The sequence below is a fragment of the Paenibacillus polysaccharolyticus genome (assembly GCF_900102085.1).
Lineage (GTDB): Bacteria > Bacillota > Bacilli > Paenibacillales > Paenibacillaceae > Paenibacillus > Paenibacillus polysaccharolyticus.
In genome coordinates this window covers 206,916-228,184 of sequence record NZ_FMVM01000008.1, presented here as the reverse complement: position 1 = coordinate 228,184, position 21,269 = coordinate 206,916, and the positions used below count along the sequence as shown (strand labels likewise).

Genomic DNA, 21,269 nt, shown 5'->3' with positions numbered 1-21,269 from the left:
CAATGTCTCCAAAGTTATCCGACGATCAGAAGGAACTAAGGACTTTGCTAATTCTTGAAGCAGCGAAACGTGCATTTGAATACAAGGGTTATGGGGCAACAACGCTAAAAGATATTGTCGAAGAGGCCGGTATGAGCAGAGGCTGGATCTATCTATATTATCAAAGCAAAGAAGAAATCTTCGAGGCACTGCTTCATTGGCAAGATATGCGGTACAAAGAACACATCGAAACCTTGATTCACTCTTCGTCATCCATCTGGAAAATTATCCAGGATCTCTATACGCAGCAATTAGAGGATCTGCTTCGTTTCCCAAATGCCGGACTACAATCTGCTTTCTATGAATACTCTCTGATTGGCTCACGCGATGAAGAACGCCGGAACTTACTGATTGAGCGCTACAATTCGGGTGTTGCACAGTTCGCAACCTTAATTCGGATTGGCGTAGAGCGAGGAGAATTCTCGACTGACATGGACGTGACGGACATTTCCAGACTCGCTGCATCGTATCAGGAAGGAATCATGACACACTCCATCACGGTAGGTACCGAAAAGGCTAAAACAAGCATGCAGTTTGAGGCGTTGCTCGCGTATCTGAAAACACTGTTACACCCCGTAATGATTCACGAACCTGACCATTCGGAGGAAAACTAATGCAGGAACTTTTCCGTAATCCAACTTTCTTGAAACTCTTTCTGGCAACCTTCACTTCGCAGCTGGGAAATGTCGTTGGAAATATGGCGTTCGCTTATTATATGGTGGATCGTTTCAGTAACCAGCCGTCTTTGGCCAGTATGGCAGAGCTTATGTATTCCCTTCCAACCTTAGCCGTTTTCTGGATTGTTGGAGTCGTCGCAGACCGTTTTGATCGTAAACATATTGCTACATACAGTGACTGGATCAGAGCTTTGTTAACCTTGTTATTGCTACTTTTTGTTCACTATGACGTGTTGTTTATGTGCTTTCTGATTCTTTTTCTGCGTAGTTCCATTTCCAAGTTTTTCGGACCGGCCGAAATGGGACTTCTCCAAGGTAGCATCGGTCAAGATCAGTACGTTCACGCATCTGGACTTATTCAGATCATCTCAGGTGTATTTATGCTTTTTGGACTGAGTCTGGGAGCAACGGCATACCATTTCATTGGTATCGAGGGAGCTATTATCGTGGACTTGTGCAGCTTCCTGTTATCTGGTTTCCTTCTCGCCTGGGCCAAATTTCCCGAACAGGCACGCATGCCGAACGGAAAAAACCGTGTACGTGATCTGCGATTTTCTCTTGTCATCAAAGACTTCTGGCAGGGGCTTCAATATATTATACATAACCGGCTTCTGCTGATTTTAATTAGTGGATTCATGTTTTTTGGTATAGTTAACGGAGTTTTTTCCGTCCTTCCAATCTTTTCAATGAAGTACAAACTTAGCCCGGATCAGTATGTTGTCCATTCATCCCTTGTCACTGTCTTTATGGGGATTGGTTTCTTGATCGGCAGTATTTTGGGTCCCATTCTGATTCGGCGTTACACAAGAACACCCATTCTGATCACTTGTCTATTTTTAGCAAGCCTGTTCCTGGCAGGATTGGGCCTCGTACCTCGTGTGGAGCTTTATTTCGTTATTATTCTGCTGGCAGGGATCGCCATTGCTCCTATCAACATTGCACTTGGTAGCTGGCTTCCGGAACTTGTTCCGCCTCAGAATATGGGACGTGTGAATTCACTCATTGAGCCCGTTATGATGCTGGGCCATTCTCTGGCACTCGGAACGATCAGCTTGGCTTTCCCTGTGTGGATCAATGTGACATGGCTTCATCTGACACTCGCTATATGCACAGTCGCCGTTAGTTTCTTCTATTGGAGATCACTTCCGGGACTTGTTCGCAAAACCACGGCACCTGCAACTGCTGAACAGGCTACACCATAATCATATTTTCCAAACCAAATCCCCCTGCAATCCATCGGATACACTACAGCATCACGATGATTATTTCAGGGGGAACTCCATTTACTCTGCATTTTTCTTAACGTTTTTCGGGCTCAGCTTGTTGCCTCAGGTTGTTGCTTCCGAGAGTGCTTTTTCTTCCTTTTACGAATCATTGCCACAATCCACAACAACAGCGGAAGTAGAATAAAAACAACGGGCAGGTTAAATGGTACGGCTACAAGCTTCGGAAAAAGAATAGAGCTATCCACAAAGTTCCGTGGCAGCATAGATAGTATGATGGCAATTGGAGATGCGATAAAGATGAAGCTCCGCCAACGTTTAACCCCTAGCCACTGGGCAGTCCCGTAAGATGCTGCAAACAGATATAAAGACACCTTGATAAAAATCCCCATGATCCAGATCGCAACGACGATCGCATCGAGATTTTGCAGGAAACCAAAGGAAATAAAACGTACCAGATTAAGAAACGGATAGGTCTGTCTGGATGCCGTAGAATAACCAAAGATAGCAATACATTGCATCGCTGAAAGTAAAGTGAAGAGACCAGCTACAACAGAACCTAAAAGAGCACCCCTCACCCCTTTTCGTGGATCAGCTACAAAGGGGAGAATCATCATGAGCAATATATTATCGCCTAGGAATGAGGCTGTTGGCAATGCTCCCTTAAGCAACACGGAAAACGTATTGTCCATAATAATCGGTTGCAGGTTGTCAAGCTGGATTTGAGAAATATTGAGGAGCAGGGGCACCATAATACCCAGCAAGATGAGAGGGCCCAGTACCTCGCTGCATCTAGCCAAGACCTCGATACCCGCATACGTTACATAAGCCGCAACAATAAGCATGCCGATAATAGGGATGATGACTGGCGTCAATTGAAGGATCGTGCCAATCATAAAATCGCCGTACTGTCGCAAGATAATCCCTAGCACCGTAAACCAATATAATACATAGATCAAAATAATCACATGCCCTAGAAACTTGCCCATAATTTTAGGTGCATAGCTGATAAGAGACTCATTGGGATACATAATGCTTATACGTGTCAGCACATAGGCAAGTCCTACGGAAAACATACTGGAGAGTAATATGGAAATCCAGGCATCCTGCTTGGCAACAGCAATGGACGGATTAATCGTAAGCAGGATGGTCATACCAATTTGCATCGTGGAAATCAGCCAAAAAACCTGATTACCACTGATTTTTTCCTTGTACATGTAGCTCCTCCTCTCCCTATTGTTTCTGTTGGGTATTGAACATGCCTGGACGCAAAATATCCGCTTGTGCGTTTACTGTAATATTGATTTCCGGAAAAATAGCATCCCAATCCTTCTCGTGTTTTTTCCAAAGACGAGGATATTTACGGTGAAATGCACCAGCAAAATTAAAGATATCCGCTTTATATTTGGTTTTGGCTTCGTGCACCGCCAGGTGAATACGTTCTTCAATATTTTCTTCAAACTGTTTTTCAATATTCTCCAAGCTATCAATGCTCTGATCAATGTTAGTTTCCGTTGTGTTCTGAATTAACTGATTTTTGCAATCCACATCGATCCTGATAGACCATTCTCCATTTTTATACATGGGTATAATTTTGGATCGATTTCTCAACAGCTGCACCGACAAGGTCCCCTTCGAATGCTCTGGACGAATCGTAATAATCGCATTATTCATCTCATCTACGGCCCACAAAATGCCGCGAGTAATCCGGTTGTCAGCTACACCGACCAGTTTATCATTATGCAAAATGGCGGTTCCGTTAATGTAACCAATGCCTTTGGATGGGTCATCCTGACCCGGAGCTTGTAATATCTCGACCCAAGGGAGTAATGCCGCTCTACTCTCATCCTCCAGCATCTCCATTAAATGGGCCATCGACGAGTTGATGCTCGTTTTGTTGACGGCCATCTCACGTAAAACCTCAGAAGTATTTCGTTCCAGAATCGAATGTTTTTCTAATACTTCTTTGGCCTTTCCCTTGGTGACAAAAGTAAAAGCGCGCTCGCGCGGCTCGGAATCCCGCATGAGGAAGTCTAGATCATCCTTTAAGCCCTGTTCTACTTTTTCTGCACCAAATAAGTAGACTTCGGAATGCCCCCAGAAAATTTTACGCGAAAACTTCATCTGCAGTTGGGCTAAGGCATCTGCTATATTAACACCTTGAGCGGATTGTACAAACGTTGTGCCACTTCCACCCGTTGCTTCTCCCCCAGACTGACTGCTCTGTGTTGAACCTTGAGGGATAAAGATCTGAACACTGACTTCAATCGCGTTGTCATTTGCCTTATCAATAGCTACACCCGTTACAAGCGCGAGATCATTGATCTCTTTGCGATCCCAACATCCAGCCAGCAGCGGACACAATAACAAGACAGCCAACATTAGACAAATAGCACGTATCCACAGCTTCATGGCGTAGCTCCTTCATCCTCTTGATCCGGACGGTTATTGGAGGGTTGCCGAATTTTGTTTTTTCGTCCTGTCAAACTGGGTCTCTTGCGATTAGCCCATATTGGTGACACCATGAAGCTGTCGAGCATTTCACTCCACTTCATTGGCGCAAGGGGCTGCAGATAGGGAACACCGAGCGAACGTAAGGAACATAGATGAATAATAATGGCGATAACGCCAAGCATCAGACCGAGCAGACCAAACATTCCTGACAGAAACATGATCGGAAAACGTAACAGACGAATAGCGATACCCGCGCTGTATTGTGGCAGCAAAAAAGATGCGATACCGGTTATGGCAACCACCATAACCATTGGGGAAGAAACAAGACCAGCTGAGGTCGCTGCCTGTCCAATAACAAGCGCGCCGACGATACTGACAGCGGAACCCACCTGTTTGGGCAAACGTACGCCAGCTTCTCGCAGTGCTTCAAACGAAACCTCCATGAGCAACGCTTCAATCAACGCAGGAAAAGGAATCTCTTCCCGTGACTTCGCGATACTAAGCAACAATGAGGTGGGCACCATTTCCTGATGAAATGTCAAAATGGCTACGTAAAGAGAAGGCAGCACCAGCGAAATAATCAGGAACAAAAATCGCAGCCAGCGAATGAAACTGCTTATGATATAACGTTGGTAATAGTCTTCCGGTGATTGTAACATCGCAAAGAAAGTCGTCGGAGCAATGAGACAGAATGGTGTGCCATCCACCATAATGCCGATTTTTCCTTCAAGGAGAGAAGCGCTGACTACATCTGGTCGCTCTGTAACCTGAATCTGCGGGAACGGAGAATACGGGTGATCCTCGATCAATCCCTCGATATAACCACTTTCCAGCACACCGTCAATATCAATCCTCTTGATGCGGCTGTGAACCTCTTCAACTAATGCATGGTTAGCGATGCCGTCAATATGAGCAACAAGGACCGACGTTTTTGTATATCGCCCAACCTGAAACGGATCTAATTTTAGAGAAGGGTCTTTAATTTTGCGGCGTAGCATCGAAGTGTTTACACTAAGTGTTTCTGTAAAACCTTCCCTTGGACCGCGGATAATTGATTCTGCTGCTGGCTCCTCTATACCCCGTTGTTGCCAGCCAGCAACCCCGACGGCAATACCGAATGGCATTTGATCTACAAGCAATGCTACACAACCGTTTGCGATATGGTTTAACAGCTCCTCAAAGCTTGTCACGACGGTGAGCTGGCTTGTGCTAACTATGGAACATATGTATGCGAAATCAATACGTGTATTGTCTGCGCGCGCTTGCAGGAGCGGGGCCAATACATGCACATCAAGCAACGATTCATTGACCATGCCATCAATAAACAACATAAACGCTTCTCTGCTGCCCGCAAGCGGAAATGTTCTGGTTTTGATATCTGTGGAGTGGTTGTATATCGTTTGAACAATGTCCACATTCTCCGAAAGCTCGGTGCTGAAGGGCATCGTTCGGTAATCCAAAACGTCGGCCATCTGAACGCTCCTTAAATAGGAAAAATAGTTTATTCGTTCAATGTACAGCTAGTAGCAAAATTCAATGTAAGGATATATTTTCCCCAATCGGATTTTTTATTCTTTTAGCGTGCAAAAACAGCAAATAAACCACTTCAAAATGAAGTGGTTTACGGATGGATTTATACCTCTAGCGTTCTATTTTCACATTAGACACATGATTCATTTCTTCAACAGCCGTTTTACCCGCAATTCGTCCAAACGTAAAGATGTCTGTCAGGGCATTACCGCCCAAACGGTTACCTGCGTGAATACCCCCTGCCACTTCTCCAGCGGCATATAGATGAGCAATCGGCTGGCCGTTCTCATTCAATACACGGGTTTCCGTATCAATCTTGATGCCACCCATCGTATGGTGAACGGCAGGTTTTCTAGGCGTGGCGTAAAATGGTGCTTTCTCGACTTTTAAGCTAAACGTATCCTTATGGAATTCGGGATCAAACCCTGCATCCACATAGGAGTTATACTTATCTATCGTTGTTCTGAGAACCTGAGGGTCCATACCCACTTTCACTGCCAGTTCTTCAATCGTATCGGCTTTAAACAGAGTCCCCGCTTCAACTTGCCGATCTATCTTTTCCTGGCTGGTATTCGCTGCGGTTTTCTTAATCTCATCGTCAGCGATTAGATAAAATAAACTTCCCTGTTCGATGGCCGCTTTAGTCAAGACATCCCGTCCAGAAAATTCATTAACGAAACGCTCGCCTTTTTTGTTAACAATGACAAAGTTCTCAGGTGGTACTTGCAGTCCACTGAACAGTTCGCCAGTCTCTGGATCGGCTACAGGCATCATTTGTGTGAAACCCATGCCTGTTAATGCCGCGCCTGCACTCTTGCCAAGCGATATTCCATCCCCTGTCATCGCGTAGGAATTCGTCGTTTTGATATCATCATCGATGTGGCTCCAGTACGTGTTATATTCCTTGAGCATCTGTGTATTTGCACCAAAACCGCCGCTAGCAAGCACAACCGCTTTCGCATGCACCGTGATTTTCTGTCCGTTAACTCCAGTTGCAATAACACCTGCTATTTTTCCATCTTCGATGATGAGCTGTTTAACCGGAGTATCTGTAATAATTTGTCCGCCATTTTCTTCTACATATTGACTAAGTGAGATGATAAAGGCAGAGCCATAACTTTTGACAGGTTTATGACCACGTCGCCACAGGGCACCCACTGGAGCAAATACGATGCTCTTATCATATTCGACCCCGATATCTTCAAGCCATTGCACACTTTCCAGGGCACGGTCTGTAAGTACTTTAACCAAATCATACTGTCCATAGATCGTATTGCCATTCAAATCCGTTCGTTTGCCCCCAAAATACGTTTGCATTCTGTGAAGTAGCGGGGAATCGAATAAATAAGCCTTTTGTGTTCCGAACTTTTCCTGATATGCTGTAAACTCTTCTTTAAGAGCTTGGAAATCATCTATATATTCGGGATGAATTAAGCTCTCATCCGTACTTAATAAATTTTCAATGGTCTGTCTTTCACCTGGATTTTCGTTAAACTGTTGCTGCCATAGAGGATCAGCTGCATTAACAGGACCACCCGAACGGATCGTGTTGCCCCCTACGGCTGGATATTTCTCCAGAACAATCGCACTTGCACCGTGTTGTAGAGCTGTTGCAGCAGCACTTAAACCCGCACCGCCTCCCCCTACAACGACCACGTCACAAGTATATTCCTCATCATCTTTCATCTGGCTGCTGGCAGGTTTTGCACGTCTTTTCAGAATATCCGGATTCACGCCGGCAAGCTTAACTGCTTTGGCAACACCGTTGATGACCGCATTGCTCGTTTCAGAAGCACCGGAGAGCGCATCCACATTGAGTGTCTGTCCTTCAATAATTTTATTCGGAATTCTTACAAAAACAACATCGGCGATGCCCTCGGTTTCCCCCTTTGCATCAATATCGATACTCTCGATTCGGTTTGCACTAAAAGACACTTTCATCGGCAAATTCCCACTGTGACCGATGGCATTGACTTCATACACACCCGGTTTATAGGTGAACTCTTCTTCCTCGTTGAGCTGATTGGATATTTTCGCAAAACGGAGGAAGCGCAAGAAACAAATCTCCAGGAAATCAATCGTGCCTTCACTGTTCAGGTTGCCTGCTTCGTCAAACGCTTTATGTGCACTGCCCAGCAAAAATTCGTATCCTGGCATCACATTCGCTTCAACACCCGGTGCATCCAGAATTTGACGTAGATGCAACTGGGCACGAGATGAACCTTGCGTTCCCTGTGACGCACCAATGATCATAACGGGTTTGCCAGCCAGCGGATGGATTTCAAAGCTGAGCCATTCGAGCAGGCTTTTAAGGGATGAAGGGATAGAATGATTGTATTCTGGAGTTGCAATTATGACGCCATCACTTGCTATAATTTTCTCATTAAACGATTGTATAATGGCACTGTTCGTTTGGTTGTCGGATTGATTAAACATCGGCACATCTGTAATATCGAGAATTTCAATGGCTGCTCTGGACTCAAATTGTTTTTGCATGAACTGAAGCAGCTTGCGATTATACGATTTCTTTGCATTAGTGCCTACGATTGCTATGATTTTCATTGTAGTCAGCCTCCTACTCTTGCCAGGAAAATTTTTTCGTTTTTTGCTTCAACGTTCTTTTGGACAACAGTTCCGTCGTGATCTCCGCAAACAAAACAAACTCCCTGAAAATCTCTTCAAGCTCCGCTACTTTCTCTGCGCTGATCAGGCTGCCACTATGATCAAAAGCACTCTGCGATTTTCCCAAAAGAAACTCGCTGCTAGGCATTAATCTCGCGCCAAGCTCAGGTGAATCCAAAATCTGTCTCAGATGCGCCTGCGCTCTGGAAGAACCTAGTGAGCCGTGTGATGCACCTACGATCAGAACAGGTTTTTCCTTCAAGGTTTGAGTAGTATAACTGATCCATTCCAGCGCACTTTTGAGCACAGCAGGGATCGCGTGATCATACTCCGGAGTAGCAATAATGACGCCCTTTGCGTTAAAAATCTGCTCCAGTAAGTCCTGCACCTTTTCTGGAATGTCAACTTCAGCATCTTCTATTTCATCTTTTTCAATAAAAGCAGGTAGATCCTTAATTTCAAACAAGTCAATCTGAGCCTCATCTGCAAAATGCTTTTGCATAAATTGAAGCAGAGTACGGTTCGTTGATTCATCCGAATTGGTACCCACGATAGCTAAATAATTCATGGTAATCCCCTTTCTGTCATTCGAAAATAATGTTCGTCAAAGTCAGACTCGATCTTTCGGCATAACTCTAACATAGGAATGGAAGATTGATCTAATAGTTATTCATTGCAGTTTGATAACCAATTTGTTATAATCAGCTCAAATTCAAAGTTTGTTATTTTTTTCACAAAGGGTGAGCGACATGTCTAAATTAGAATCACAGGATATTTTGTGTTACATCGACAGCCTTTTGAAATACAGCAATTTTAGCAAAGCTGCCCAATCCCTTTATATTTCTCAACCCTACCTGACCAAGGTCATCAAAAAAGTCGAAAGTCAGTTGGATTGTGAGCTGATCACTCGCAACAAGCTTCCATATCGATTAACCGAACAGGGAAAAATCTATTATCAGTATTTAACATCGCTCGAACATAGCTATGCCAAGCTCATGAAGGAAATTTCCTATGCATCGGATATTGGCAATAAAGTTTTACGAATCGGAATTCTGCCGAGCCTGGGTTCTTATTTGACACCTCTTTTTTTACCTGCATTTTTAAAGCTTCATCCAGCTTACAAGATTAATCTGGTAGAGGATCTGCCTGAAAAAAATGAAAAACGGCTGCAAAATGTTGAATTGGATTATTGGATTGGACAAAATTCGAGCAGTATTTCTCCAAATCTAAATGCTTTTAGTTGGGGCAAACACAGCTACCGGGCTGTTATTCCGCGAGGCTGTGAGCTATACCAGAAGAACGTTGCCATCATACCGGAAGGCACGATTGATATAAGCACCCTTTTGGGACAACCACTCGTTTTAACGTCCAAAGGCTCTGCCGTCCGTAAACAGATCGATCAATTACTTAGTGTGCACAAAATACAACCAAGCATCGTGATGGAAAGCAACGAAATTCACACAGTGTTGAAGCTTGCCAAACAAAATATGGGTCTGACGATCATTCCCGAAAGTGTCCGAATTGACGAGTCTGCTTCGGAATACAACATCTATCCGATCCCGATTGATAAGATGAGTCTTGACTATTTTATAGCACATCATAGCGAAAGAAAGCTGTCTAGTGTGGATCATGACCTTATCCATACATTTCTGAATCATGGACAACAATGTGCAGTGTAGGAGGAGGTTTGTATGAAATCTTTTACGAAAATGATACCTCTCATGGGAACTAAAATCTCTCTATATATCGAGGGGGAGAATGCAGAAGAGCTCGCACAGGAAGCAGAGAATATGCTGTTCCGTTACGAGAAAGTGTTTAGCGCCAACAGTGATCACTCACAGCTCGCGATGTTGAAACAAGAAGCCGCCTCCCAACCGCTTCAAGTCGACAGGGAGCTGTATGATCTCATCAAGATAGGCAAAGAACATAGCCTGGAGGAAGATTCTTTTTTAAATATTGCGATAGGCCCGTTGATCAAATTGTGGAGAATCGGTTTCCGTGAGGCACATGTGCCAGAGGATGCAGAGATTAAGAATGTGCTGGCGCTCTTAAACCCTGAACATATACAGCTCAATGATGAGCAACAAACCGTGCATTTATTAAAAAAGGGGATGGAGATCGACCTGGGAGCCATTGCTAAAGGTTATTTTGCCGATCAGGTGATGGCCCTGTTCAAAAAAAACGGAGTAATCTCAGCTATGGTCGATATGGGCGGAAATGTGCTTGTTCATGGGGACTCCCCTTCCGGTTCAAGTCACTGGAAGGTGGGAATACAGAATCCCTTTTTACCCAGAGGTAACGCAGCAGCACTCGTCAGTATCAGGGAGCAATCCGTCGTTACCTCAGGCATATACGAGCGTGTTTTACAAAAGAAAGGACAGAAGTACCATCATATCTTTAGTAGCAAAACAGGTTATCCCATAGAAAGTAATGTCGCTTCGCTGACCATTATTGCGGATAGATCACTCGACTGTGACATCTATACGACAGAATTATTCGGGTTAGATGCGGCCTCCATTATTCATAGAGTCAACGGAATAAAACATATTGAAGCCGCCGTCATCACGACCGATGGAAACATGGCCTACACCAAAAGTCTACGGGGAAGAATCCAGCCACTATCCAGTTAATAAATGAAGAGATTGTTCAGGCGATTCTCAGAGTGTTTCAATCAATTTCTGGATCTTAGATCCGGAAATTAAATATACAGGGCCTAAGATATCAAGCTTACCATCCTTTACACGAATAGCACTCTCCTGCTCTGCCGCATACACATTCATCTGTTCAGATAGTGGAAACAGGTATCCTTTAACAAAAGCGCCATAGTCGCGCCTAGAATGAGATTCATAGGCAAAATGATCAAAGCTCAAACCCTCATAAATCGTCGTTGTTTCAGCCTTAGGGGTATCGTCAGCCGAAGATATCCATTTTGCAGCCATATTTAATGCACCTGCACTTGCACCGATGATAATGGCATTACTGTTCTTAATCATATCGGATAGTTCATATTCCGCCAAAAACTCATGCTGCTGAACAGGATATCCTCCACACATAAAAATGACAGACGCGTTCCGAATCAACTGATGAGCCTCTTCTTTCTGCATACGATAATCAATGAAGTGATATTCATCAAAAATCAGGTTAGCCTGAGTTAACCAGGTCCATTCCGTAATATCCTCAAAGTTCACTTGCTCTTCTTCATAATCAGACGGCTTAGCGCTAATCATCACAAGCGATTTTCTATCTGTGATATCCTCTTGCAATCGTTCGACCAGTTTCTCTGGAAAAAAATTATTAAACCAACTGAAATAGTAGTGAGTGTTCAAACTGTATTACCTCCATATGTATAATTGACCTATCTCTATACTTAAGAAAACTAAAAACATAACTCCATACTAGCATAGCATCGAATTAAATAATGAGAAATGGTCCTATCTCCGAAAAGAAGTATGTCCGTTGCCCTATTCAGACCTGCCCACCCTATAAGATAATATAGAGTATATATAAACTTCGAATAAGGGATGGGATGATCATGAGTACGCTACAACCAATTATCCATGTCTTGCAACATTCTTCTGATGAAGACGTCGTTGAACAATTTTTTGAGCACGAGCCATTAATCTGGATTGATTGGAGAGAAGACGAGGGGGACATCATCCAATACTTCAACGGTCAACTGCCGGAATCCGATCAGATCAAGTGTGAGATCATCGACATCGACAAGCCGAGAGGCGTTGATATTGTGTTAAGTTCGAACCATCGAAAGCATACAATTCCGTTCGCCGATGATCGGACTGATCGAGACAGCGCGATTCGGGCGATGCAGGAAATGATTGCTCCCCGATATCAGATTCGATGGTTTATGGAGTCTTTAGGCAACGACACGTTAGCATATCTCTTATTATCTACGGAACAGTGGACAGAACTGGAGAACCAGTTCAGCAAAGAAAAACTTGAATTCTACTTCCAGCCAGTAACAAATGAAAGCAATATGTTTTCTCTCGACATGGATGAAGTATTCACTTTAATTGAAACAAGGCAAAAAGCGCGTACCTCCGAATAAGGGATGAAAACTCGTTGGTACTTGTACACTACTCTAAGTTCCCCGATTTTTATATCAAAAACGCCATCACGTATTGTGATGGCGTTCATTTTATTTGGGAGCCTAGTAGGTTAACCGCTTCGTCTTGAGTCCACGTAGATACCCTATATTTAACAAGCTTACATCAAGCTCCATAAATTATAGATCATTACGGCTGCTTCGTCACGGTTAGCCGTTTTCTTCGGTGCAAACTCATCGTTACCTAAACCGTGTATGATGCCTGCTCCTTGTATTGTCTCTACCGCTTGCTTCGCATAGTTTGCGATGTTTGCTTTATCCTTGAAAGCTATAGCTTCACGATCTTGTAATTTTAGTTGCTTCAATTGGATCGCCTTGTATACCATAACGGCCATATCTTCACGCGTAATCTTCTCATGAACTCCGAAACTACCATCTGGTTTCCCGTTCACAATCCCCAGCTTCTGCGCGATTGCGATATTTCCATGGTACCATTCTCCTTGTTTCACATCACTGAAGCTTGCCGCCTCGCTCTCATCCGATAACTCCAACACATTCATCAGCATCGTGATGAATTCTGCTCTTGTCACCTGACCTTTCGGATTGAATTCGCCATCGCCTACACCCTTTACGACTCCTCTTGCTCCCAATGCCGAGATCGCATCTTTCGCCCAGCCTTGGGTCACATCCTGAAAGCTCATTGCAACATGCGCTACCGTATACTTACTTAGATCCGTTGGTTTGAACTCTACTTGACCTGTTCCTGCATTGTATTTACCATTCATCACGACTCTTAGCTCTCCGTTGTCCTTCACGTCGTAGACGATGATGTTGTTTGGATTCTCAGAAGCCTTCAGCGTATATGGTAATGCAATCATGAGATCATCTCTACCATCAAACGCCGTAAGCTTCGTACCATCTATCGTTAGCTTGATATCATATACAACCTCACCATTCATCCTAGCTTGTGTGCCAACCGGCAGTTGATTAGCCGCTATTTTCTTGATCGACAATCCTAACGTTTTCCCTGCGCTTGTTCCTGTTCTAAGCCGTTCGGTAGCCAACGTTACGACTGCTGATCCTGTGTTAATCTCGATGTGATCTACCTTAGAAGTTGCACTTGTTAAGCGGGGATCTACCGCTAACTCAACGCTTAACTCGTTCAAGCTTTGATCTCCTTCAAGTTGTACCTGTAGCTTGTCACCTGTCGTTTGATCAAGTGCACGCTTCACTGTATCAGGACTTAGCTTCACTATAGAAGCACCGTTCTCATTAACAACTGGCTTAATGTTTATCTGACCGTTGCCCATCACCACCGGTTCACTTCCACCTGTAGAAGCTGGTGGTACTGTAGGTGCAGGGATGTTACCGACACTACCACTACCGCCACCATCTCCATTACCACTGCTTGGTGCATGTGGCGTTCCCGATACCACAACCCCTGCGGATTCTTGCCCCGCTACGTTTATCGTAGTAATACGGAATTCATAACGCGTGCCATTTGCAAGTCCTGTGACTTCATAACTGCTAGCCGCATGATTCAGCGTTACCGTCTTAAACTCTGTATTTCCATGACCTGTAATCTTAATAGCGACCAGATCGCTTTCTGCAGGATTACTCCATTTCAAAGTAAGCTTCTGATTACCAGCTATTACGCTTGTTGCGGTCACTTCTCCTGGCGCAGTCGGTTCAACCAGTGGTGTCACCGTTACTGTAGCGCTGGATGATATACCACCATCTACTGTAGTTACTGTAATGCTTGCTGTTCCTGGTGCCACCGCTGTTACTCGACCTGTCGCACTTACAGTCGCTACAGCTGGATTACTTGAGCTCCATTTTACTGCCTTTTTCGTTGCATTTGCCGGTGTGATCGTAGCTGTCAATTGCCCTGATTGACCTTCTACGATGGACAACGTCGTTTTGTCCAAGCTAATTCCGCTAACCGGTACCGTCTTCCCACTGAGTGCATCATACTCACTTTGTGTAATCGGAATGACCGTTCCGTGACGTGGACTAGCGGGTAAGTTGTAATTCGAAGATAATGTCCACTCGCCTGATGCAAGATTGGTTGTCTCGAATGGAATATAACCTCTTCCACCAAACTCATCCACGAATAAATACCACTTTTCATCTGTATTCGATTTGAAAATGGTTGGCCCCTCGACCCATTTCATGTTACCCACACCTTGATTAATCATCTTGAAGGTTGGATCCAAGATCGAGTCACCCATCTCTTGGAAAATCATCTTGCCAAATGGAGCAGTAGCACCGTTGTCTCGTTCATCCTTCGTAAAACGATACACTTTTCCATCATGTTCAATCATTGTGGTATCAATGATGGAGTATCCATAATCCAAATATACTTTCGGTTCAGTAAACGTATAGAAATCTCTTGTCTTGCTATACATCATTTTTTGATAAGCGTTACCGGTATGGGATGCATCATCGAACATTCTTGATGCCCAAAATACGATATATTCACCTGTTGTCTTGTCGTACATGATTTCTGGTGCCCAGGTATTACCCGCTTCTTCCGGTGCAACCTCTACCATGCGTTGATCTGTCCAGTTGACAAGATCATTCGATTCCCACACCATAATGGAACGACTGCCCCACGTCTGTGCTCTGCCCCAGTTACCATTACCGTTGATTTTCAGATCGGTGGCGATCATGTAGAACTTGTCGCCTTCAGGCGAACGAATAATGAATGGGTCACGTACTCCCTTCTCTCCTAAGGTAGAGGTCAGTACAGGTTTACCCTCATTCAATTCTCGCCAGCTTAACGGATCATTACCGTTACTTAGTGCAAAATAAACTTGCTCACCTGTTGAAGTACCTTCCCCAGTGAAATAGGTGAAGAAGTATCCTGCATATTTTTCATCAGCAGGCCGTTCCTTGACCTTCGCAATAAACTCCTTCGTAGCGGATGCTGAGTTTAATGTAATCGTAGCTGTAAGCTTCACGTCTACATCTCCACGACTATTTGCAGGACGTTGCACTTCCCCAGTCATCGACACGACATTTGGTTGAGCGGAAGCCCAAGTAATCGTTGATCCATATAATCCAGATGCCGGTAAGGAGAGATGACCTCTTACATCCTGAATGTTATGCACAACTAGTGCCGCTTTTGCTTCATCTACAGCATTGGCATCACTCGGCAATGCTTTAACCATCAACGTAAAAGTTTTGTTCGTTGTCTCTGTACCATCTGTAAATACCGCTGTTAACGTTACAACTTGATCACCAGTTGCGTTATCTGGTCTAGTCACGACACCTGTAGTTGAGATCACATTGCTCTTATCCGTTGTCCAGCTTATTGTTGTGCCATAAGCACCTGAAGTTGGCAAGGTTACATTGCTTGTAATCACATCTTTGGATGTATTCGAAGCAAGCAGATCATCAATCGTTAATTTCTCTGTCGCAGCTGTTACAAGCATGCCCTCCATGGAAGCAATTTTTTGATCCGCACGAGCCTTAAGTGATCTAATATCTGCTGCCGTCATAGCACCATCATAGATTTGGAAGTCTGCAATCAATCCGCCGAAGTATGGATCAGCTGTATAGAATGACTTACCGATGGTTCCACTGCTGCCAGAAGTATTTTTTATTTGTTCTAGCGTCATTCCATTCGTTGAGCCTGTTGCAGCAGCAACACCGTCAATATAAATGGTTAGTGTACCATCCTTGCCTGAAACAACCGTCGTCACTACTTTCCATTCATTATTCTTTAAGCCCGTGGTAGAAGTTGAAGACTCATTATTCCAGGCATTCGTCGCGATGCCTAAACGTGCTAGACCGTTAGCATTATATCGTGGTGTGAAATACGTATAGTGCGTATTATTATTTGGCCTTCCTAGTGCGTACAACCACTCCGCAGCGTTTTTACCACTCCAATTCACAATCGATGAAACGGTGATATCCGTTAATCCATCGAGAACTCCTTGTGGCAGCTCTACATAGGAGTCCGCCCTGCCCCCGTTAAAGCTCAGCACACCAGCATCTTCTGTACGAATCCATTCTGCCTTAGACGGATTCATCCATTTTCCGTTGAAGTTACCTGTTTGATCAATAACCGTCGCAGTCCCACGATCGATATCATTCATATCGTAGTGCAGAATGAGCTCAGCCCCGGATGGCTGCTCTACTGGGGGAGTAACGTCTTCATCTGCTAATGCTGCAATCTCTTGACCAGATAATGCACGATTATAAATACGGAAATCATCCAATTTACCATCAAACAGACGATCAGAACTATTTCTTGATTTACCAATATAATTCATTGTTGTTTCCAGTAACATTCTGGGCTCAACATTAAATGTCGAGCTGCGTTTAACCTCATGCCCATTCACATACAGTACTGCGTCAAATTCATCCATAGTAATTGCAACATGCTGCCAAGTCTTCGTTGGTAATAGTCCGGCATTTCGCAATGCATATTTATAATCTGATCCGAGTTTCGTACTGTCATTGCTAAATTTTTCTGTAAAAGGTGTTACGACAGCGAACTCCAGACTACTTGTATCGCCTTGAGTACTCAGATACATGGTGTTGCGGTTAACCTGTCTACCTGTTTCTGAAGCAAAATCAAATATTCTCTGGTTGGCTTGATTTTTGTCCATTTGAACCCATGTAGAGAACGTAGCCTTCTCCAGATTCAAAGATTGAATCAGGTTATCTGGCAGTTTCACATATCCTGTTGACCCATTAAGCTCTAGCGAAGCACCCTTTTTACCGATGTGATCCCCCTCATTAATCGTTGCTCCACCTACCAGTGTTGCGTGATGGCCATTCCCCGAAATGTCGTTCAATGTTGTACCATTCACTGTATTTGCATCAAATGAGTAATGTACAACCGGGTCTGTTGATGGTGCGGGTCCCTTCAAAGCATACTTCTCTTGCAAAGCATTATACTCCGCACGCGAGATTGGGATCACTGTTCCGTGCCTTGGTCCTGGCGGAAGTGCATATTGATCACTACTTAATACATTGTTTATATATTGCGTGCTACTATCCAGATCTGTTGTATATCGTACATGATAAGGCCATGAATCCAGGAACAGATACCACTTGTCTTGATGAATATCCTTAAATATGGTTTGTCCTTCGTTGTTTCCATTTTTTCCGATCAAGCCAAATTTGTTATCACGTGTACCCGGAACAGCGTCGTATTGAAGGCCATTGGCAGCAATACCGTCCTTGTCATAGTAGAAATTTGGTGCTTTCTCCACATACACTTTGGTATTGACTTCTGATTTGGTAAATCGATACAACATATCATTATGCTCAATAAACGTCGTATCAATGGTTGGAAGTGACTCATCAATCATGACCTTTGGCTCTGAAAAGTTATAGAAATCTCGTGTTGTTGCATAATACATCACATTGTACTGACCTGCCGGTCTCCCGTTATAATCACCATATGTCTCTGTATTTTTCATCGATGATGCCCAAAATACGATATACTCTCCAGTTGCAGGATCATAGATCGCTTCTGGCGCCCACGTATTTCCTCCCGTCTGGGGAGCAACCTTGACCATTCGTTGCTCGCTCCAGTTGACGAGATCCTCCGACTCCCAGATCATCATGTAATGACTGCCCGTAATTTGAGCCTGGTCGAAATTCGTACTTTCACCCATTTTCAAATCGGTTGCCAGCATATAGAATTTATCACCTTCTGCTGAACGAATAACGAATGGATCACGAAGTCCCTTTTCACCCATATTCGATTGAAGGATCGACTTCCCATTATTGAGCGCTTTCCAGTACAATGGATCTTCGGCCGTAGCGAAAGAAATCTCTTCACCACCCTCATATTCACCTGTAAAGTACGCAAAAAAGTACGCATCAAGCTGTAATGGCGCAACTGCTTTTTTAATGGTAAGGTCAAACGTACGCTCTTTAGAAGCTGTACCATTTGTAATTGTAGCTATTAACTTAACGGGTACCTCCGTAGCTTGACGGCTTACCCAGCCTAGCTGTGTAGCATTACCAGCCGCTTCAGCCGTGCCTTTAACAACGGTAGGTCTGCTAGACGTCCATGTAATAGTGGAGCCTTGTTCACCCGTAGTCACAAGACGTAAGTTGCCTTTAACGTTGTCTGCATTGTAGATCTCTAATTGTTCAGCATCCAGATCAACCTTCTGCTGCTCATCAAATTGCTTCAAGATCGTAACAGGGAATACAACCGATGTAGATACGCCTTGATACGTTAATGTAGCCGTTAGCTCTGCTTGAACATCGCTTGCTTGAGCATTCGGACGTTGTACAGTGCCACTGTTAGAAATAACCGCAGGCTGACTGGAACTCCAGGTGATACTTACGCCGTTTTTACCGCTTGTCGGTAAGGTAACATTTTTCGTTATTTTATCCGCACTCTGATCTGCTTCGTCCAAGTAACGATCGATGCTAAGTTGATTCGCTGCATCATCAACAGTAAGCTGACGTATTTGAGAGATATGAGTTACTGCTTCTTGTTGATATAAGTCCCCCACTTCTTGCTCCTTCAAAGCGCGCTTATATACTCGGAAATCAGCCACGCTTCCTTGAAGATATGGATCGTTCGCGAAGATGGACTTTCCGATAAAACCAGAGAACGTAGAATTCGGATTAATGATGTCTGACAGTTTTAGTCCCTTCGCATTACCTGAAGCAGCCTTTACGCCATCCACGAATAATGTGATCGTGTTGCTGGCTTCAGAAAAGGACACCGTTACATGCTTCCACTGTCCAGCGATCAGGTTTGAGTTTGCGCTACCTGTCACTAACGCTTCGTTCGGCCAGCCATTTTTAGAAATACCTGTAGCCATCATATTGCCCGCTCCGCTACCGTGACGTGGAGTTACAAAAAAATATTTGTTTGTTTCCGGTGTTAACACCGTACCCAGACCGAAAATCCAGCGATTCGTACCATCATTCGTCCAGTTTACGATGGAAGATACGGTAATCTCATTCAGACCTTGTAATAGATCTAGTCCATTGGAGCCCTTAGGAATCTCAACGTATCCACTATTGGATGTAGAGCTTCCACCATTGAAGGAAATAAAACCAACCTCACTGTTAGAAATGAATTGTCCATTATTTGCATTTTTAAATATTCCATCAAATGTAACTTGTTTGTTGGCGACATCCTTCAGTACGAGTTGACCATCTACTTCTGCAGTGGTTTTCATGTTGTAATGAAGAATCAGATCATCATTTTGCGACTTGGCTTGAACGTTAATAGCGGATACAGCTGTAAAATCTCCATCTTTCGTTTGTACCGTAATGGTGGCTGTCCCTTCACTAACCGCTGTAACGTTACCCGCCGAATCGACATTCGCTACACTGGAATCACTCGATGTCCAGGTAACTTTTTTATCCGTTGCATTCGCAGGTGAAATTGTAGCCACAAGTGTCTCGCTGTCCCCTACTGATAAACGAAGTGTAGATTCTTTAAGCGATACACCTTTAACGGCAATCTGCTCAATAGAGGCGTCCTTAGGTAACAAGGTGACGATAAACGCCTTCGTTGCTTGGCTCCCCCCCAAAGAAATGGTTGCCGTTAACGTCACTTGCTGCTCCATTTCTCGTAAAAACACTTCCCCTGTTGGGCTAATTGCACTCTCATCACTAGAAATCCATGATATCGATGCGCCATATTTATTGGCAGAAGGAAGTTCAAGAGATTCAGTAACGGAAGATATGTCGCCTAACGTTAGCTCTTTTTTGCTTTGTTGTACTTGCTTTTCATCGAGCGATTGTTGATATACTCCAGAGATATCATCACTACTTAATGCCTCTCCGTAAATTCTCAAATCTTGAAAGCTACCCGCAAAAGTAGCATCCCCTAAATAATTGGAGCGACCGATGTAAGCTTGCAAATCCGTACCAAAGCTTGCTGTTGTTTTCTCTTTGGAGACGGTGCCTTTACTTACTCCGTTAATGTAACCTGTAATAGAGTCTTCTGTAATCACCGTTGTATAGTGAACCCATTGACCTTCATACTGTGAAGTAGAAGGGCCTGATACGCCTACCTCCGTCGTCCAAGGCTGATCAACATTATTGCCATCTGTAAATACGGACTTAAACTCACCACTTGGATTGGATGGATTAAACAGCCAGTAATTCGTTGGCAACTTATTTTCAGCCGCTGGCGTACCGTAAAATAATGCTGCATAGTTACCACGTCCAGTGTTACTCTTGATCCATACAGAAATCGTTAAATTTTCTTGATGGTCAAACAAACCCGTAGGAAGTTGCACGTAGTTCGTAGTACTATCGGTCCCTCCAGGCAGAGTAAGACCATCGGCATAGGTGATATTGCCTACAGCCGTCCCATGCTTGCCATTACCTGATGTTTCCAATACATCCTCGAGCAATGGATAATGCGCCAACATCGTTGGTGTAATTGGGTCAGCTGAAGCCTGATTGTTAAATGGCATACCAAAACTAAAACAGCTACTGAAGGTCAACAGTAAAACCAAAGTGATGTTTGTCATTCGCTTTCGCATAGCATTCTTCCCCTCATTGAATATTCAGAAGCACACAAAACCATAGCTCGCTTTCAAACCAAGACCCCTTCACTCAAGAAACTAGAGAACCACCCTAAAATGAATACGCTTACATTTTTTCATATTACGTGTTCCGATATTTCAATTCAATGTACTATCATGTTAATAACGTGGA

12 protein-coding genes are annotated in these 21,269 nt (G+C 43.9%); 5 read left to right on the top strand and 7 right to left on the bottom strand.

The window, feature by feature from the left end:
- The first annotated feature begins 2 nt into the window (after positions 1 to 2).
- Positions 3 to 653 carry a TetR/AcrR family transcriptional regulator gene (locus BLQ13_RS13150; RefSeq protein WP_090920336.1) on the top strand — a complete coding sequence of 217 codons (651 nt, stop codon included), beginning with the start codon at positions 3 to 5 and terminating at the stop codon, positions 651 to 653.
- The gene (locus BLQ13_RS13145) at positions 653 to 1,918 is read left to right on the top strand and encodes an MFS transporter (protein ID WP_090920333.1); all 1,266 of its coding nucleotides are present in this window, start codon (positions 653 to 655) and stop codon (positions 1,916 to 1,918) included. Before BLQ13_RS13150 ends, BLQ13_RS13145 begins: the two co-directional genes overlap by 1 nt.
- A 113-nt stretch (positions 1,919 to 2,031) precedes the next feature.
- Here the strand turns inward: BLQ13_RS13145 and BLQ13_RS13140 are convergent, their stop codons facing one another.
- The 5 genes from BLQ13_RS13140 to BLQ13_RS13120 form a co-directional block, all read right to left on the bottom strand.
- Complete coding sequence (locus tag BLQ13_RS13140) at positions 2,032 to 3,156, bottom strand: GerAB/ArcD/ProY family transporter (protein ID WP_090920330.1); 1,125 nt, start codon at positions 3,154 to 3,156, stop codon at positions 2,032 to 2,034.
- A gap of 16 nt (positions 3,157 to 3,172) precedes the next feature.
- A complete protein-coding gene (locus tag BLQ13_RS13135; RefSeq protein ID WP_090920327.1) occupies positions 3,173 to 4,351 on the bottom strand; it encodes a Ger(x)C family spore germination protein in 1,179 nt (392 codons plus the stop codon).
- On the bottom strand, positions 4,348 to 5,865 hold the full coding sequence (locus BLQ13_RS13130) for a spore germination protein (RefSeq protein ID WP_090920324.1): 1,518 nt from the start codon (positions 5,863 to 5,865) through the stop codon (positions 4,348 to 4,350). Before BLQ13_RS13130 ends, BLQ13_RS13135 begins: the two co-directional genes overlap by 4 nt.
- A 169-nt stretch (positions 5,866 to 6,034) precedes the next feature.
- The gene (locus BLQ13_RS13125) at positions 6,035 to 8,485 is read right to left on the bottom strand and encodes a flavocytochrome c (RefSeq protein ID WP_090920321.1); all 2,451 of its coding nucleotides are present in this window, start codon (positions 8,483 to 8,485) and stop codon (positions 6,035 to 6,037) included.
- A 13-nt stretch (positions 8,486 to 8,498) separates the two neighbouring features.
- Complete coding sequence (locus BLQ13_RS13120) at positions 8,499 to 9,113, bottom strand: NADPH-dependent FMN reductase (protein WP_090920319.1); 615 nt, start codon at positions 9,111 to 9,113, stop codon at positions 8,499 to 8,501.
- Positions 9,114 to 9,294: 181 nt separating this feature from the next.
- Here BLQ13_RS13120 and BLQ13_RS13115 point away from each other — a divergent pair, with 181 nt between their 5' ends.
- Together BLQ13_RS13115 and BLQ13_RS13110 are read left to right on the top strand one after the other, a co-directional pair.
- Positions 9,295 to 10,224: a LysR family transcriptional regulator gene (locus BLQ13_RS13115; RefSeq protein ID WP_090920316.1), complete on the top strand. Its 930-nt coding sequence runs from the start codon at positions 9,295 to 9,297 to the stop codon at positions 10,222 to 10,224.
- A 12-nt stretch (positions 10,225 to 10,236) separates the two neighbouring features.
- Positions 10,237 to 11,175: an FAD:protein FMN transferase gene (locus BLQ13_RS13110; RefSeq protein WP_090920313.1), complete on the top strand. Its 939-nt coding sequence runs from the start codon at positions 10,237 to 10,239 to the stop codon at positions 11,173 to 11,175.
- Between the two features lie 27 nt (positions 11,176 to 11,202).
- Here BLQ13_RS13110 and BLQ13_RS13105 read toward each other — a convergent pair whose 3' ends face one another.
- Entirely contained in the window at positions 11,203 to 11,871 is a 669-nt protein-coding gene (locus BLQ13_RS13105) for a Type 1 glutamine amidotransferase-like domain-containing protein (protein WP_090920310.1), read from the bottom strand.
- Between the two features lie 206 nt (positions 11,872 to 12,077).
- Between BLQ13_RS13105 and BLQ13_RS13100 the strand changes: the two genes are divergently transcribed.
- Positions 12,078 to 12,608, top strand: coding sequence for a hypothetical protein (locus tag BLQ13_RS13100; protein ID WP_090920307.1), 531 nt, complete (start codon positions 12,078 to 12,080; stop codon positions 12,606 to 12,608).
- 158 nt (positions 12,609 to 12,766) lie between these two features.
- Here the strand turns inward: BLQ13_RS13100 and BLQ13_RS13095 are convergent, their stop codons facing one another.
- On the bottom strand, positions 12,767 to 21,094 hold the full coding sequence (locus BLQ13_RS13095) for an immunoglobulin-like domain-containing protein (protein WP_090920304.1): 8,328 nt from the start codon (positions 21,092 to 21,094) through the stop codon (positions 12,767 to 12,769).
- Positions 21,095 to 21,269: the final 175 nt, after the last annotated feature.